Source organism: Streptomyces sp. NBC_00285, from assembly GCF_036174265.1.
Classification (GTDB): Bacteria; Actinomycetota; Actinomycetes; order Streptomycetales; family Streptomycetaceae; genus Streptomyces.
Genome location: NZ_CP108055.1, coordinates 90481 through 103858, shown reverse-complemented (window position 1 = coordinate 103858; position 13378 = coordinate 90481). Strand labels below are relative to the sequence as shown.

The 13378-nt window shown below is 66.3% G+C and carries 15 protein-coding genes and 2 pseudogenes; 10 read left to right on the top strand and 7 right to left on the bottom strand.

The genetic code is table 11. The features are described from left to right. Positions 1–20 precede the first annotated feature (20 nt). Both OHT57_RS00580 and OHT57_RS00575 read left to right on the top strand, forming a co-directional pair. A complete protein-coding gene (locus OHT57_RS00580) occupies positions 21–452 on the top strand; it encodes a hypothetical protein (RefSeq protein WP_328743813.1) in 432 nt (143 codons plus the stop codon). Positions 453–458: 6 nt separating this feature from the next. Then, positions 459–1130 carry a hypothetical protein gene (locus OHT57_RS00575; RefSeq protein WP_328743812.1) on the top strand — a complete coding sequence of 224 codons (672 nt, stop codon included), beginning with the start codon at positions 459–461 and terminating at the stop codon, positions 1128–1130. Between the two features lie 1238 nt (positions 1131–2368). Here the strand turns inward: OHT57_RS00575 and OHT57_RS00565 are convergent. After that, on the bottom strand, positions 2369–2680 hold the full coding sequence (locus tag OHT57_RS00565) for a hypothetical protein (protein ID WP_328743811.1): 312 nt from the start codon (positions 2678–2680) through the stop codon (positions 2369–2371). A 266-nt stretch (positions 2681–2946) separates the two neighbouring features. Between OHT57_RS00565 and OHT57_RS00560 the strand changes: the two genes are divergently transcribed. The 4 genes and pseudogenes from OHT57_RS00560 to OHT57_RS00545 all read left to right on the top strand — a co-directional run bounded on the left by OHT57_RS00560 (position 2947) and on the right by OHT57_RS00545 (position 6442). After that, a complete protein-coding gene (locus tag OHT57_RS00560) occupies positions 2947–5277 on the top strand; it encodes a sensor histidine kinase (protein WP_328743810.1) in 2331 nt (776 codons plus the stop codon). A 5-nt stretch (positions 5278–5282) separates the two neighbouring features. Then, positions 5283–5939, top strand: coding sequence for a response regulator transcription factor (locus OHT57_RS00555; RefSeq protein WP_328743809.1), 657 nt, complete (start codon positions 5283–5285; stop codon positions 5937–5939). Between the two features lie 111 nt (positions 5940–6050). After that, positions 6051–6296, top strand: a pseudogene (locus OHT57_RS00550) (transposase); the annotation flags it as partial. Further along, complete coding sequence (locus tag OHT57_RS00545; RefSeq protein WP_328753531.1) at positions 6296–6442, top strand: hypothetical protein; 147 nt, start codon at positions 6296–6298, stop codon at positions 6440–6442. The pseudogene OHT57_RS00550 and the gene OHT57_RS00545, both read left to right, overlap by 1 nt. Before the next feature lie 40 nt (positions 6443–6482). On the opposite strand, the gene OHT57_RS00540 is transcribed toward OHT57_RS00545, so the two are convergent. Continuing rightward, a protein-coding gene (locus tag OHT57_RS00540) for an IS3 family transposase (protein ID WP_328743808.1) occupies positions 6483–7663 on the bottom strand; the annotation gives its coding sequence in 2 pieces (ribosomal slippage) (positions 6483–7399 and positions 7399–7663; 1182 coding nt in all). Between the two features lie 102 nt (positions 7664–7765). On the opposite strand from OHT57_RS00540, the gene OHT57_RS47320 reads away from it, so the two are divergent. Both OHT57_RS47320 and OHT57_RS47315 read left to right on the top strand, forming a co-directional pair. Beyond that, on the top strand, positions 7766–8194 hold the full coding sequence (locus OHT57_RS47320) for a DDE-type integrase/transposase/recombinase (protein WP_443053396.1): 429 nt from the start codon (positions 7766–7768) through the stop codon (positions 8192–8194). A gap of 15 nt (positions 8195–8209) precedes the next feature. Further along, positions 8210–8419 (top strand): annotated as a pseudogene (locus OHT57_RS47315) (IS3 family transposase); the annotation flags it as partial. Positions 8420–8428: 9 nt separating this feature from the next. Here OHT57_RS47315 and OHT57_RS00525 read toward each other — a convergent pair. Genes OHT57_RS00525 through OHT57_RS00515 form a run of 3 tightly spaced genes read right to left on the bottom strand, consistent with a single transcriptional unit; the run spans position 8429 to position 9872 of the window. Then, positions 8429–8773: a hypothetical protein gene (locus OHT57_RS00525; protein ID WP_328743807.1), complete on the bottom strand. Its 345-nt coding sequence runs from the start codon at positions 8771–8773 to the stop codon at positions 8429–8431. Further along, positions 8770–9312 carry an SUKH-4 family immunity protein gene (locus tag OHT57_RS00520; RefSeq protein WP_328743806.1) on the bottom strand — a complete coding sequence of 181 codons (543 nt, stop codon included), beginning with the start codon at positions 9310–9312 and terminating at the stop codon, positions 8770–8772. Before OHT57_RS00520 ends, OHT57_RS00525 begins: the two co-directional genes overlap by 4 nt. Beyond that, a complete protein-coding gene (locus tag OHT57_RS00515; RefSeq protein WP_328743805.1) occupies positions 9306–9872 on the bottom strand; it encodes an Imm21 family immunity protein in 567 nt (188 codons plus the stop codon). The genes OHT57_RS00520 and OHT57_RS00515 overlap by 7 nt, the downstream gene beginning before the upstream one ends. Before the next feature lie 180 nt (positions 9873–10052). Between OHT57_RS00515 and OHT57_RS00510 the strand changes: the two genes are divergently transcribed. Continuing rightward, positions 10053–10421 carry a nucleoside 2-deoxyribosyltransferase domain-containing protein gene (locus tag OHT57_RS00510; protein WP_328743804.1) on the top strand — a complete coding sequence of 123 codons (369 nt, stop codon included), beginning with the start codon at positions 10053–10055 and terminating at the stop codon, positions 10419–10421. 143 nt (positions 10422–10564) lie between these two features. Beyond that, positions 10565–11236: a phosphotransferase family protein gene (locus tag OHT57_RS00505; protein WP_328743803.1), complete on the top strand. Its 672-nt coding sequence runs from the start codon at positions 10565–10567 to the stop codon at positions 11234–11236. Between the two features lie 110 nt (positions 11237–11346). On the opposite strand, the gene OHT57_RS00500 is transcribed toward OHT57_RS00505, so the two are convergent. Together OHT57_RS00500 and OHT57_RS00495 are read right to left on the bottom strand one after the other, a co-directional pair. Then, on the bottom strand, positions 11347–11532 hold the full coding sequence (locus OHT57_RS00500) for a hypothetical protein (protein WP_328743802.1): 186 nt from the start codon (positions 11530–11532) through the stop codon (positions 11347–11349). Between the two features lie 322 nt (positions 11533–11854). Next, positions 11855–13264, bottom strand: coding sequence for an IS701 family transposase (locus OHT57_RS00495; protein WP_328743801.1), 1410 nt, complete (start codon positions 13262–13264; stop codon positions 11855–11857). Positions 13265–13378 lie beyond the last annotated feature (114 nt).

Sequence of the window (13378 nt, the reverse complement as noted above, 5' to 3'; positions counted from 1 at the left end):
CTGGCCCGGCTCGGTGGCCCATGCCGGGAGCCGGACCGCGGTCCGTCGCCCCGGCCGAGGCCACCGACGAGGACCTGCTGAATCAGGAACTGGCCGACGCCAAGGCGGCAGGAGTAGCTCCCATCGACGCGGGAACGAAGGCGTTCGACGAGGCGGTGACAAACGGTGGAAAATACCTGTGGGCTGTCGGAGCCGACGGAAAGCTGCGCATCCTCTACGAAGCATCCCGCAAGATCAAGCACTCGGTGATGTTCCGGGGGGAGCCTGTGCAGGGAGCCGGAGACGTGATCTTCGAGCAGGGAAGAGCCAGGATGATCAGCGACCAGAGCGGTCACTACTACCCCATTCTGGATCTCGAAGTCCCCGACTCCTACCTCCAGTCAGGAGTCAACGCTTTCCGCGATGCCGGGGTCGACATTCCCGACGAAGCCATCCAGCCTTACGCGTGGTGACCGCAGATGAACAGCCCCATCGCCGACTACCGGACACTGATCCGCCTGGAGCCTCCCCAGCTCCAGGCGGCCCTGTGGCGGTTGTCGCCACCGCTACCCCCGGGCCGCCGAGCTCCGTGGGTCCTCGCCCTGCTGGACATCGCCATAACGGACTCCTACCCGGTCAACCAGGAACCGGACGTCGAGATCACGATGCGAGTCTGGTTCGCGTCGCGGCTACTCGACTTCATCGACCATCAGCTGGAGATCCCGCACTGGGAGCGCATCGCCGACACGTATGTGAGTTTCGCGCGCAAAGCGGTGGAAGACGGCGTCCAGCAGATTCCCCCGAACCTCACAGCAGACTACATAGTCGGGCGAGCACTTCAACGCTTCTCGCTCACCCGCACACAGGCGTTGCAGGTCGCCGCAGAGGAACGCGAGCGCTACCTGGAGGCGCTGACCGCAGGCCTGAGGGGAGAAGAGTTCCGCCGTGCGGTCCGCGTCGACGGCGTAACGGCCCTTTTCGTCATACGGAACCTGCTATCCGAAGTGCGCTGGTTTCAAGGAAAGGTCGTCGATAGAGACCTCGCCGAGGAACTGGACTCCTGGCTCGACATCCACTCCGATCTCGGGCTCGGCGACACCATCGCCGGGTTGCTGGCCGCCCGCATCCAAAGGAATCACGAGAACCTCTGACCTGGGCGATGGGTACGGTGGTGGGGTTGAGGCCGGAGGAGGTCCGGACTGCGGCGACCACTCGTCGGCAGAAATCGGCTGACGTATCGATCTCCAGCTGTACACCAGCCCGGCTCGCGCCATAGCCGACCCGATCGTTTGGAACGGCGAATGCGCACCGAGCTCGCCATCAATTCTCTTGCCACCATCTTCCTGGGCGCAACTCGGGCTGTGATCGGCTGGCTTCTGGACCACGAGTTGTGACCAAGGAGCGGCTGGCATTCCGCACGTTTGGATAGCAGGACATACCAGCAACGGCCATGGGAACTGCTCCGCGCGGGAGTTGGGCCAGCGGTTGTGGGAGCACGCGATGCGCGGACTACCGGGCGGGCCGACGGATCGGAGGAGGCTGGTGCGGCAACCGGCGCCTTATCCGGCAGGCCGGAGAGGGCGGGACTGCCGGCGAGCGCGGCGGCCTTCAAGGGGATCAGTCGGGAAGGGCAGCGTCTCACGACGCCTGATCGCGATCTACAGCTGGAGTATTAGGGTCGTTCCGAACGATCTCGTACGGAGGTGCCGGGATGGAGAACACTGCGCCCGACACCGGACCGACTCCGGCCGCTGGGACAGGGTCTGCCAGATCTTGGCGATGAACTCCAACGAGTCCATGCACGCCCGTGAGATCGCACAACGCCTCGGCCTCACCGTTGCGGGACGCATCCTCAGCGGCTTCAACGCGCAACTCTGCTACTGGGCCCGAAGCGGATGGCTCATTCGTACGGCACCGAGCACCTACAAGATCACTTTCCTTGATGGCTTGACACCGCCAACTCGCCCTTAACTACGTGGCATTGATCGAGTATCGCCCGGTGACAGTACGCTTCCGGCTGCCCGCCCCGGCCGCGCAACCAGCCGGGCACCGGCAGCAGCGGCCGGACCACGGCCCACTCCGCGTCCGTCATGTCCGAGGGATACCGCCGAACACGTTCCGGGTGATCGGCCGCATTCCCGAACCGGTGAGCGACACAACCACACGACGGTGCAGCCGAGTTGAACTCCACCGGCGCGAGCACGTACCACTGCGGCAACAGGGTCTCCTGGATCTCGGTTGGCTTCGCAACCCCGAGCTACCAAGAGGCCCTGCCTTCATGCCCGCAGCCGGCGGCAACCACCCGATCGAGACTCCCGTTCGACGAACACCCCTCAAGATCGGAACGACAACAGCTACTGAGGAAGTGGCCCGATGCGAGCTTCGCGAGTCAGCGTCGGCAGTACCAGCTGTACGGGTTGGTTGCACTCCCCAGGCCCGCGTAGGCGCCGGGGCCGTACTGGTTGGCGCACGCGGCATTGACGTTGATCTGACGGGTGTTGTCCCAGGGGGCCGCGCAGCGCCAGCTGTACGCGTTGTGCTGATCGAGGACGACCGCCTTCAGCCCGAAGGACGGGGGGTATTGCGTGTTGCAAGCGCGTTGCATGTCGACACCCCCCAGGGTCGCCGCCGAGGCTGAGATGCTCCCCATCCCGAACAGCGCGAGTCCGGCGACAGCAGTGATGGTCAGGATCCGTTTCATGGTGGCCCTCCGTTTCGCGCGGCACCCCTCATTCAAGAACCGACGGTCATCGGCTTCCTGATGAGGCGTTGCCGCTCTACCTGCCACGTCACGTTACGCAGGGCGACCGGCCAGGCGTGACGGTCGTTCGGGGGCCAAAAGGGCCTCCGCCCGTCCCCGCCACGTCACGCCGGACTACACGAGTTGGCCAAACCGACAGCACGGGGGCGACGTCGGGTCCATAGTCAGACAAAGAGCCAATTGACCACTCATGTCAGGTGACATGCATGCTCACTGCGCTGAAACTGCCGCAAGCCGAGCCTATGAACGACGCCCGGACGGGGGCCCGGACGTTGGACCTTGCCATCGCCCGCTCGGCCATCGTCTTCCGCTGCTCTTGGTGCGCTCTGACCGTACCGGCCGCCATAGCGGTGGGTGGTCCCGAATCAACCGGGGTGTGGCGAACTGCCGCAGTCGTCGCCGTCGTGCTCTGGGGGTGGGCCGTCTGGTGCGTCTGTCGCAGGCAACGGCGTCTGCCGGCCGGACTCGTCCACGCTGATGCTCTGCTGTTCGCCCTATTGCTGCTTGCGGCTGACGTGCTGTTGCCCAGGTCGCTGATCGGGGACGGCGGCACATGGGTGTGCGCCTCGGCATCGGTGACGGTGTTCCTTGCGTCCTGGGCGCTGCTGCCCTACGTCGCGGTGCTGGTAACGATGGCTGAAATGGCCGCCTACGGGGGTGGTTTGGCTCTCGCGAACGTTCCTGTTCAACCCGGTGCCGTCCTGGCCACCGTCGTTGTCTACCCGGTGCAGCTGGTGCTGGGTCTGCTCGTCGTTCGCCTGATGCGCCGAATCGCCCGCACAGCCGATGACGCCCTGACTCGACAGGCGCAGGCGCAGCAACGCCATGCTGTGGATGCAGCCCAGGCCAAGGACGCCTACGAGCAGCGTCTGCTCCTCCACGACACGGTACTCAGCACCCTCACCGCAGTGGCTCGCGGCATCCCAAGCACCCGGGCTGCACTCGTACGCCAGAGGGCTAGCCAGGATCTGACGCGCATGGAGGGCGCTTGTGCAATCGGCCCTGCTCTCGCTCCTCGGTGCGTCGCCGATGTGGTGGAGGGCGCCGTTCGTGAGGCCACCCTTCGGGGTATCACCCTGCACGCGTGTGCCACCCGGAGCCTGATGCTGCCTCCCGAGACGGCACAGGCCGTGAGCGCGGCCCTGCGTGAGGGCTTGTCCAACATCGAGCAGCATGCGGGAGTGAACACCGCCCTGCTCACAGCCACCGTGACAGCGGACGGATTTGTCGTCGGTCTCCAGGACTTCGGTAGCGGATTCGTCTCCTCGGCCTCCTCACCCGAAGCCGGATGGGGACTTCGCAGGTCGATCCAGCAGCGCATGATCGACGTCGGAGGCCTTGCCGATGTCGTCTCGGTCCCGGGTGCAGGCACGACGGTCACTCTGCGGTGGTCCGCCAAGCCCTCGGAAGGCGGCCGACCCTCTGACCTGTACAGCACGTTGCTCACCAGCGCCTACGCGACAGGATTCTCCTCGGGCCTGACCCGTCTTGCCCTGTACTGGCATCTGTTCAGCGGCTATCTGATCCTCGCGTCCTGGCACGTATACGCGCACCCGGAAGCGGAGGCCGCCGCGTGGGCCGCCCTCCTGGGCATCGTCATCTGGCTGATACGTCGTCCCTCCGAGCGCGGGCTGTCGGCCCGGCAGGCGTGGACACTCGTCGTGGTCATCGTGTCGGTATCCGTCCTGGCAGTTCTCGGCTGCCCGGGGCACGCACTGATCGGCAAGGCCAACTGGGTCTACGGCGGCTCGGGATGGTTTCTTGTGGCAGTCCTCACCCGTCGTCCGGCGCACCGGATGATGCCGACCCTTCTCATCGTCCCGGTGAGCGGGCTGATCGCAGTCTGCCGGACCGACGCAGACGGGGCGGGACTGATGGTCAGCCTGATGCTGGTGGTGGTGTACTTCCAACTCGGCGCACTCGCCATGGACGCGGTATTGCGCGGCCTGGGAGCAACCGCAGCAACGTCGTTCCATCACTTCCAACAGCCGGAAACCGCGCATCGCGCACGGGATGAGGTGCGCCGACACCGAGCGCTGCGCTACCGCGAACTGGAAGAATGGCTGGTGCCCGTGGTACAGGACCTCGCCGATGGCTCACTGCACCCTGGCAATCAGCATGACAGAACCCGCGCATGGGCCGCTGCGGCGGCTTTGCGCGTCCATCTCAGGCACGACAGAGCCTGCGAGCCGACTGCCGGGACGGACATCTCCACGGCACTGTCCTCCTGTGCGCGCCGCCACGGCGTCGCCGCCGAGGTGCGGGCCGACGTCGACGAAGTGCCCGCCATCGTGCTCACGGTGCTGTCGAAGACCGCCGCCCGCGTCTTGGCCCACGCCCAGCCCGGTGATGCGGAGATCGTTCTGCGGGGGGCAGCCGACGAGGCAATCCTGACAGTCTGCCTCCCCACTACGACCCCGGTGGGGGAACTGCGCCGTGCGGCTACGGCCGTCGCCGCAGCCAGCCCGGGAATCACCACGACGGCGACCGCAGTCGGTCAAGGACGTGTCTGGCTACAGGCAAGGTGGCAACAATGACAAGAGTGGCTGTCATAGATGACGACGAGATCGTCCTCGACGGTGTGCGGCGCTGGCTCGCGGACGACACAGCAGGGATCGCGGTGACCGCTACGGTGCGCACCGTCTGGGAAATGCTGACACTGCCGCCGGGAACGGCCTCCATCGTGCTGCTGGACCTCCGGCTGCGGGATCGGCGGTCGATCGGCGACAACGTCCACGACCTCGTAGCCGCGGGCTTGATCGTCATCGCGTGCAGTGCCCGCGATGACCGGGCCGACATCCTTGAGGCGATCAACTCCGGTGCGCATAGTTACGTGCGAAAGGCCAAGGACGCCAGTGCCGTCCTCCGTGCTGTCCAGGATGCTGCGCATGGACGCCCGCACATTTCCCCCGCCCACGCCGCAGCGATGGACTCCCCCGCCGAAGCGTCCCGGGCAGGACTCAGTGCCCAGGAGCGCGAGACTCTGCGTCTCTACGCCTCCGGCCTCACCCTCAAGCAGGTGGCCGAGATGCTCCGCGTCACGCCTCATACCGCCAAGGGCTACCTTGAGCGCGTGCGGTCGAAGTACCGGAACCTGGATCGCCCGGCAAGCAGCAAACTCGAACTCCGTGACCGTGCCATCGAAGACCAGGTCCTGCCGCGGCCACGCCCCGGGCCGATCGGCCGGCCCGGGGCGTGATGGACATCAGCTGTCAGGAGGACTTGGCGCCCGCGCGGCGGCGTACGGCCAGGACCAGCAGGCCGTCGGCGCCGCGGTGACGGCGGCGGCCAAAAGGACCTCGTCGCATCCGGAAGGAAGGTCGCCGAGGTAGCCCAGCTCCTCGGCATCAGCGACCAGACGATCTACATCTGGCGGCGCCAACACCTCATCGACACAGGACAGTTGCCCGGAACGAACAGCAGCGACCTGTCCGAACTGGCAGCGGCCCGCAAGCGTATCGCCGAGCTGGAGGCCGAGCTGTCCATCCACCGGCGAGCTGCCGAACTGCTGGGTGAGGTGACGTCCCCAAAAGGCGGTTCGAGGCCATCCGTGTGATGGCCCGTGAACACCTGCCAGTGCAGCTGGCCTGCCGAGTACTGCACGTCGCCGAGTCCGGTTACTACGCCTGGCGGGACCGGCCGCCATCGAACCGCCTGGTCAAGCACGCCTGGCTGACCGAGGCCATCGTGGGCATCCACTGAGGGGCCTCGCGTTTTCCGGACAGGCTTCTGACCGTTCATTTCACGCGACGATTCGCAACTTCACGTACCCGGCGTGGACTTCGCGCGGAGGGCGGTAACCCACCGCCGAGTGGAGGCGTTTGCGATTGTACCAGAATTCGATGTAGCGAGTGATGTCTTGCCGGGCTGCCTCGCGGGTCAGGTAAGTCACCCTGGATACGCGCTCGTTCTTCAGGGCGCCGAAAAATGATTCGGCCATTGCGTTGTCGAAACAAATCCCAGTGCGACCGGAAGATCTGCGGAGCCCGAATCGATCGAGCGTCTTCCCGAACTCGGCTGACATGTAGTTACTTCCGCGGTCGGAGTGAAATATCGCGTCGGCCGAGAGGTTCCTGTTCCGTGCCGCGTTGCGGATCGCCCTGGATATCAGCGGAGTCTGGTAGTGGTCGTCCATCGCGTAGCCGATCACCTCTTTCGTGCAACAGTCGATGACCGTCGCGAGGTACAGCCAGCCTTCCCCGGTCGCGATGTAAGTAATGTCGCCGACGAGCTTTTCACCGGGCGCATCCGCGGTGAAGTCCCGGCCCACGAGGTCTGGCACCTGGCCGGCCGCAGCCTGAGTGAGGTTGAACCTCTTCGGGCGTGGCTGGCAGGGCAGCAGGCCCTGTTCGCGCATGAGTCGGCGGACAAGCTCCACGCCTGCGGACACGCCCCAGCGGTCCAGCTGGGCCTGGACGCGCCGGTGCCCGTAGGTGCTGTCGGACACGTCAAAGGCTTTCGCGATGAGCAATTTCAGTTCTTCGCGCCGCTGAGCTGTCGCGGATTCCAGGCGGGAGCGCCAGTCGTAGTAGCCGGATCTGGATACACCGAGCCGACCGCACATGAACTCGACGCTGTATGCGTACTCCTCGGTGTCGAGCCTCATCTCGTCGATGAACTCGTACTTGCTTGCTACCGGGGATCCTTCGCGAAGTACGCTGCGGCTTTTTTCAGGAAGGAATTTTCCATCTCCAGCTCGCGGTTGCGTCGTTCGAGTTCCTTCAGGCGCGCCCGCTCGGGCACCGTCAGTTCTGCATCGGGAGCCGGTTCCTGCTGCTTCTGATGCTTCTTCACCCAGCCGCGTAGCGTCTCCGAGTTCAGCTCAAGCTCCCGGGCGACTTCGGAGATCGTCTTGCTTGACCTCAACGCGATCTGGACGGCTTCCTCGCGGAACTCCGGCGAGTACTTACTGGGTGGCGCCACTTCTTCCTCGTTTCCTCGTTCAGGACAACCCTATTGGGTGCCTGTCCGGGAACTTCGGGCCCCTCACACACCGCCTCCCGAGGCACCTACGGCTCCCGCCGGGTGCACGCCGAACTCGGCCTGGGCCTGCGCATCCATGTCAGCCACGGCACTGTTGAGCTGCTGATGCAGCGCGCCGGCCTGCACGGTCTGCCCGGCAACCGACGCCCCCGCGCCCGGCACGTGACCCCATCCCTCGCCGATCTGGTGGAGCGGAACTTCACCCGTCACGCCCGGGACCAGCTATGGGTCACGGACATTACCGAACACCCCACCTTTGAGGGCAAGGTGTACTGCGCAGTCGTCCTGGACACGTTTTCGCGGCGTGTGGTGGGCTGGTCGATCGACGCCTCACCCACCGCGGCACTGACCACCAACGCCCTGGCCATGGCCATCGGCAACCGTTCCCCGAAGCCGGGTGGCACGATCATCCACTCCGATCACGGAAGTTCGTCCGGGCGCTCGATCGTCACCGGATCGTCGGCTCGATAGGTCGGGGCGGCAGGCGACAACGCGGCCATGGAGTCCTTCTTCAGCCTGCTGCAGAAGAACGTCCTCGACCGTCGATCGTGGGCCACCCGCGAGGAACTGCGGATCGCGATCGTGACATGGATCGAGAGGACCTACCACCGGCGCCGCAGACAAGCCTCGCTCGGCCGGCTGACCCCCGTTGATTTCGAGAGCGTCATGACCACACCGGCCCTCCAGGCCGCGTGACCGAACCTGTCACCCAAAGCTGCACCAGACCCCATAGTTCCAGCGGGCTTCCGCCTCGTCGGAGGCATCGGCGATGCTGAGTCTGAACTGCGCTTCGGTGTTGTATCCGATGGTCAGGGTGGGCTGTCGCGGGTCGTCCCTCTCGTTGTCGATGAAGAACGAGACGACATAGATGTCCTGTGCCTGGCTGGCGGGGATCGAGTTGATTGCTCGTGTGGCGAGGTTCCGGAGATGGTCCTGGAAGGTCACGGGGCTGGAACTTTCGTGCGTTGAGGGGTGTTGGACGTCGTGGTCGACAGCTGCCATGGCGGCGCCATCGACCGCGGTTGGATCGTACGAGCCGCCGACCGTCACCAGAGCCAGCGTTCGAGGAACTCGGCCCAGATGAAGCCGAGATAGCCCTCGAAGGCGGGTGGGTCGATCCCCTTGAGTTCCTCCGCGAGCGCGCGAAGTTCAGCCAGGGCTTCGTCCTCGTGCTCATCCGGGTCGTTGAGGATCGGTGACTGGGCGACGTGACGGCCGTAGTGGTGCAGCGTGTGCAGCCAGAGGTCGATGGAGGAGTTGGCGAACCAGGCTTCCCCGTCGGGCAGGACGTAGTAGACCCTGCCAGTGCCCGGTTCGACGCCGAAGGCCCATTCCAGACCTGTCACGAGGTTGCCGTGATGGTTCCGAGAAACCTGGTAGAGGACGCTTCCTGAAGTGGTCTGGAGGGCAGGAGCCGGGTCTGTCTGGAACGCGACGTGCTCGATCAGTTGGTCGATGATGGGGACGCCGATGTGCACCAGGAGGGCCTTTTGGTGCTCAGGGATGCTCCAGCTGGCCAGGTTGGCGGGGTCGGCTTGGAAGACGTGTTCGGCTCCGGCCCATGCGGTCAGGTCTTCGTAGGTCAGCACGGGAGGTCCCTCCGAGCGTCAGATGCGTCGGGGTGATCCTCGCGGCTGTCTGCCGGCGGCTGGTCGCGAAGGAGGCGGACAAGGATGAGGTACTCGCTGGGGACTTCGATGTAACCCGACTGGATCTGGTAGCTGCCTGCGGGCAGGTCGATGCGCAGGTGTTCCTCCGTGGAGATCTCGGCGGATTCGTGGGCGGAGTCGAAGAGGACGACCGGCTCCTCGATGGACCAGGTGGGCCCCGTCTCCCATTCCACGAGTGGCAGCAGGTCGGCGACCAGGGAGGGGAGGTCAGCGTCATCCTCGTCGCCGGCGACTTCTCTGACCAGGACGTCGTACTGGGGAAGGAACATGGTGCGGGCCGGCATGTCGCCCAGCACGAGTGCCTGTGCGGCCCCGACGTCAATGAGTCCCACGTAGCCGTCGACCTCGCAGGCGCGTCCGTAGTCACCTTCGTCGTCGGGGTAGGTGCGCGGAGCACCGCCCCAGTGCTGGCAGACAGACTCGGGAATGAGGATCAAGGGTCCGCCAGCCGAGGTCACCCACATGCTGTCGCTGTTCATGCCAATTCCTTGCTATCGAGAAGCCGGTGAGGTGCCGTGCGAAGATGCCGAGGTTGATCACATGCTGACCTCGGCGGCGTAGGCGGCCCAGTCACCGGCTGCGGCTCGCTGCCATTTGACGGCGAGGGTGATGTCGATGCCGAGAGTGCGGGCGAGGACTGCGGCGGGCAGCGCCGCGCGGTGCTCCAGCTGGATCCGATCGGCTCGCCGGCCGTCGTGCTCAACCCGCGCCGCGCCACCTTCCCGGTCGGGCAGGTGGAAGCGACACGGGAGCAGACCGCCTGGGAGTATGAGCACCTGCGGATCGCCGACGTGATCCTCTTCTGGTTCTGTGCCGAAGCCGTCCGGCCCATCGCCCTGTACGAACTCGGAGCCCACGCCGCCCGCGGCACACGCCTCGCAGTCGGCGCGCACCCCGAGTACCCGCGCCGCCTGGACGTCCTGGAGCAGTTGCGGCTGGCCCGCCCGGACGTGACCGTCCACGACACCCTCCAGGACACCGTCCACGCCGCCGCAGCCCTCCTGCCCACCGCACCTGCACGCCCCTGACCCCACCGCCGGCCAGTCAGGCCGGCCCCTGTCGCCGTCCGCTGTTCACGGGTTTCGACTGCACCGACCGATGCCGGGAGAGTGCGCGCGGGCGAAGCGCGGGTGGGGTAGCCGGAGAGCTGCCTGTGTTTGATGATCAGCGGATGCGTCCGCTGAAGCACGGCTACACCAACTGCACCGTCGGCGATGGCGCCGTCGTGGAGAAGACATACGAGGGCCCCGAAGCCGACCTCAGACTCCGTCGGGAGCACGCACTGCTGACCCGGCTGCAGGGCCGGTTGCCCGTGCCGCCGGTACAGGGAACGACGGAGGCCACGCTCACCCTTGGCTTCGTGGCCGGTGCACCTGGCCAGGAGCTTCTTGCCGCCGGTCAACCAGAAGCCGTCTTGGCGAGCTGTGGAGAGTTGCTGCGACGTATCCACGGAACCGCACCGACGGTGCTGCCGGACGACGCGTCCGGAGCGGAGAACGTGCTGGTGCACGGTGACTTCGGGCCCAACAATGTGCTGCTCGATCCCGACACCTTCGAGGTCACCGCGGTGGTCGACTGGGAGTTCGCCCACATCGGGGACCCGGTCGAGGATCTGGCCTGGTGCGAGTGGATCGTGCGCACCCACCACCCTGAGCACCGCAGCGCACTCGGCTCCTTCTTCCGGGCCTACGGTGGGGAGGTGCCGCCCTGGCCGGTCCGCAGGGCGGCCATGCTGACCCGGTGCGAGGAGCTGCGGCAGTTCTGCGACCGGTGGGAGCCGAACGGTCCGGGCGTGAGGCTGTGGCAGGAGCGCGCCGCCGCCACAGAGGACTGGCCGGAGTAGCTCGGTATCCGGGCACCGGCAGAGCGGGCCGAGACTGTGGATACCAACGGAGCGGACGCGCTGCCAGTTCTCGTGAACATCGAACACCGTGCTTCGGCGGCTGCGGCGCGTCATGCCGTGGGTTCGGGGAGCTGGCCTGGTCTGACGGGCACGACCTCGATGCTGCTCGCTCCGGCGGCTTCCAGCTCCTGCTTGCGGTGTTCGGCGCTCTTCTTGTCGTAGGCGACAGCGGAGGACCACGCCACGCCGTCGGAGTCGGTCCAGGTGAGCCCGTAGCTCTGCATGGTGATCGCCATGCAGGCATCATCGCCGATGCCACCGACAGTGGCCTTCACATGCGGCGGCGTGCGCCCGTTCGAAGGCTGGTGTGGGATCTCAAAGCCTGCGTCATGTCCCGATGCTGTGACCTGCCGGTCTCCTGTCTCTTTCACAGCGATGGCCACGCTCCTGTCGCACGAACGTGGCCATTTCCTAAGTCTGGTTCCTGAGTCGCTCGGATTCTGCCGCGGTTTTGGGGTCGACGAGGTACCGCCGCAGTCCCGGTCTCACCTTGCGTTGACGCAGGCCACTGGCGGAACGCCGGGGTTACCGGTAGTTCGTTAAATGCGGCGGTAGAGGTCAATGCCGTGTCCGTTGGTGACCGCGTGGATCAGGGCCTGGAGCTCGGCGGGCGGGTCCTTGTCCGTCCAAGCTCGCCACCATCGGTTCAGGGTGGTGGCGGGGGTGAGCCATGCGCGGACTGAACGTAATGCCCTGGGCCAGCAGGGCAGTTGGGGTGGGTGGGGTTCGCTTGGTCCCCCTCTCTGGCCGGTCGTCGGGGCACGGGTCCGGTGCGATGGGATCCAGGGGTTCGGATGGGGTGAACCACTGGTCCCAGCAGAAGGAGAAGGCGCAGTTGACCAGGGTCTGGTGGCGGCGGATGGCACGGTCGGAGCGGACTTGGAAGTCGGCCCAGCCGAGCTCGTCCTTGACTTGTTTGTAGCTCTGCTCGATCCAGGGCCGCAGGCCGTAGAGGCGGACGATTTCGGCGAGGTCAGCCGATGGGTGGGGGCCGGTGGTGGCGTGGGGTGCGTCGGGGTGGGGCAGGTTGGTGGCCAGATACCAGGTGGCCTTCGGTGGCAAAGTGGCCGAGTCGGTGGTGGCCACGACCAGGCGGCAGGGTGAGCCGGGACCGTAGCCACTTAAGTGGGCATCGGCGGCCCACCAGGTCTCGGTGTGCCCGTCACGGAAGTGACGCTCCACGGGTGACCACTCGCCGGGACGCCTGGCATCGTGCCAGGCCAGGGCGTGGGCTGCTTCGATGGGGGTGTGCGGCTGGTCGGCTCGGGCCCAGGTGCCGCGGTGCGGCCTGAGCGCGACCACATAGGCCAGGCCGGCCTCGCGCAGAGCGAGGTACCAGTCGTCGCTGACGGAGTAGGCGCAGTCGGCAACCACCGCCCGGCAGCCGAAACCCGCCTCCTTCCCACGGGCCGCTAGAGCAGCGGACAGCTGCGGTTTCGTGCGGAACGCCGGGTCGGAGCGGCCGCGGGCGAAGTGGTGGGCGGGGGTGTAAGGACTCGCGTGCAGCGGGTAATACACGCGGCCGTCGGTCCATACCGTGGTCACCGTGACGACGCCGTTGTCGGTCTTTCCCAACCGGCCCAGCCACTGCCGGCCCACGTTCGCGGTCGCCGTGCCGTCCTTGCGGTCCCCGGAATCGTCGATCACGATCACCCCGCCGTCGTGCGGAGCCGTCGCCGGCTCCTCGCGCAGCAGCTCAAGCCGCCGGTCGTTGACCCGCTCGCCCTCCCACGGCGACTCGGACAGGAAGAACTGCAGCCGCTGCACCCCCGCCATGCCCGCCCCGGTCACCGGCTCCGCCCCCGCCAGGCAGGTGATCGTCTTGTTCCGCTCCCGAGGCGCCAGCAGCCCGGTCAGGTACTCGCGAAACCCTCGCCGCTGGGCCAGGCTGAAGAAGAGGTCGTCGAACCGGGCCGCGTACTCCTCCAATGGTCCCGGCGCGGGCGGACACGGACGGCGAGCGGTCATCTTCAGCCCCCAGCCAGGCAGTTGACTCCTACCACCGGCCTACGACCAACCTGGCCTACCGTCAACCCGCACCACCACCGGATTCAACGAACTACCGGTATTGAGGTTAGAAGC

Coding starts and splice junctions, on each gene's coding strand:
- OHT57_RS00500 (WP_328743802.1), bottom strand. CDS start 11,532: ATGGCGATCACCATGCAGAGCTACGGGCTCACCTGGACCGACTCCGAC.
- OHT57_RS00565 (WP_328743811.1), bottom strand. CDS start 2,680: ATGAAACGGATCCTGACCATCACTGCTGTCGCCGGACTCGCGCTGTTC.
- OHT57_RS00495 (WP_328743801.1), bottom strand. CDS start 13,264: ATGACCGCTCGCCGTCCGTGTCCGCCCGCGCCGGGACCATTGGAGGAG.
- OHT57_RS00575 (WP_328743812.1), top strand. CDS start 459: ATGAACAGCCCCATCGCCGACTACCGGACACTGATCCGCCTGGAGCCT.
- OHT57_RS00515 (WP_328743805.1), bottom strand. CDS start 9,872: ATGAACAGCGACAGCATGTGGGTGACCTCGGCTGGCGGACCCTTGATC.
- OHT57_RS00505 (WP_328743803.1), top strand. CDS start 10,565: ATGCGTCCGCTGAAGCACGGCTACACCAACTGCACCGTCGGCGATGGC.
- OHT57_RS00560 (WP_328743810.1), top strand. CDS start 2,947: ATGCTCACTGCGCTGAAACTGCCGCAAGCCGAGCCTATGAACGACGCC.
- OHT57_RS00545 (WP_328753531.1), top strand. CDS start 6,296: ATGGCCCGTGAACACCTGCCAGTGCAGCTGGCCTGCCGAGTACTGCAC.
- OHT57_RS00580 (WP_328743813.1), top strand. CDS start 21: ATGCCGGGAGCCGGACCGCGGTCCGTCGCCCCGGCCGAGGCCACCGAC.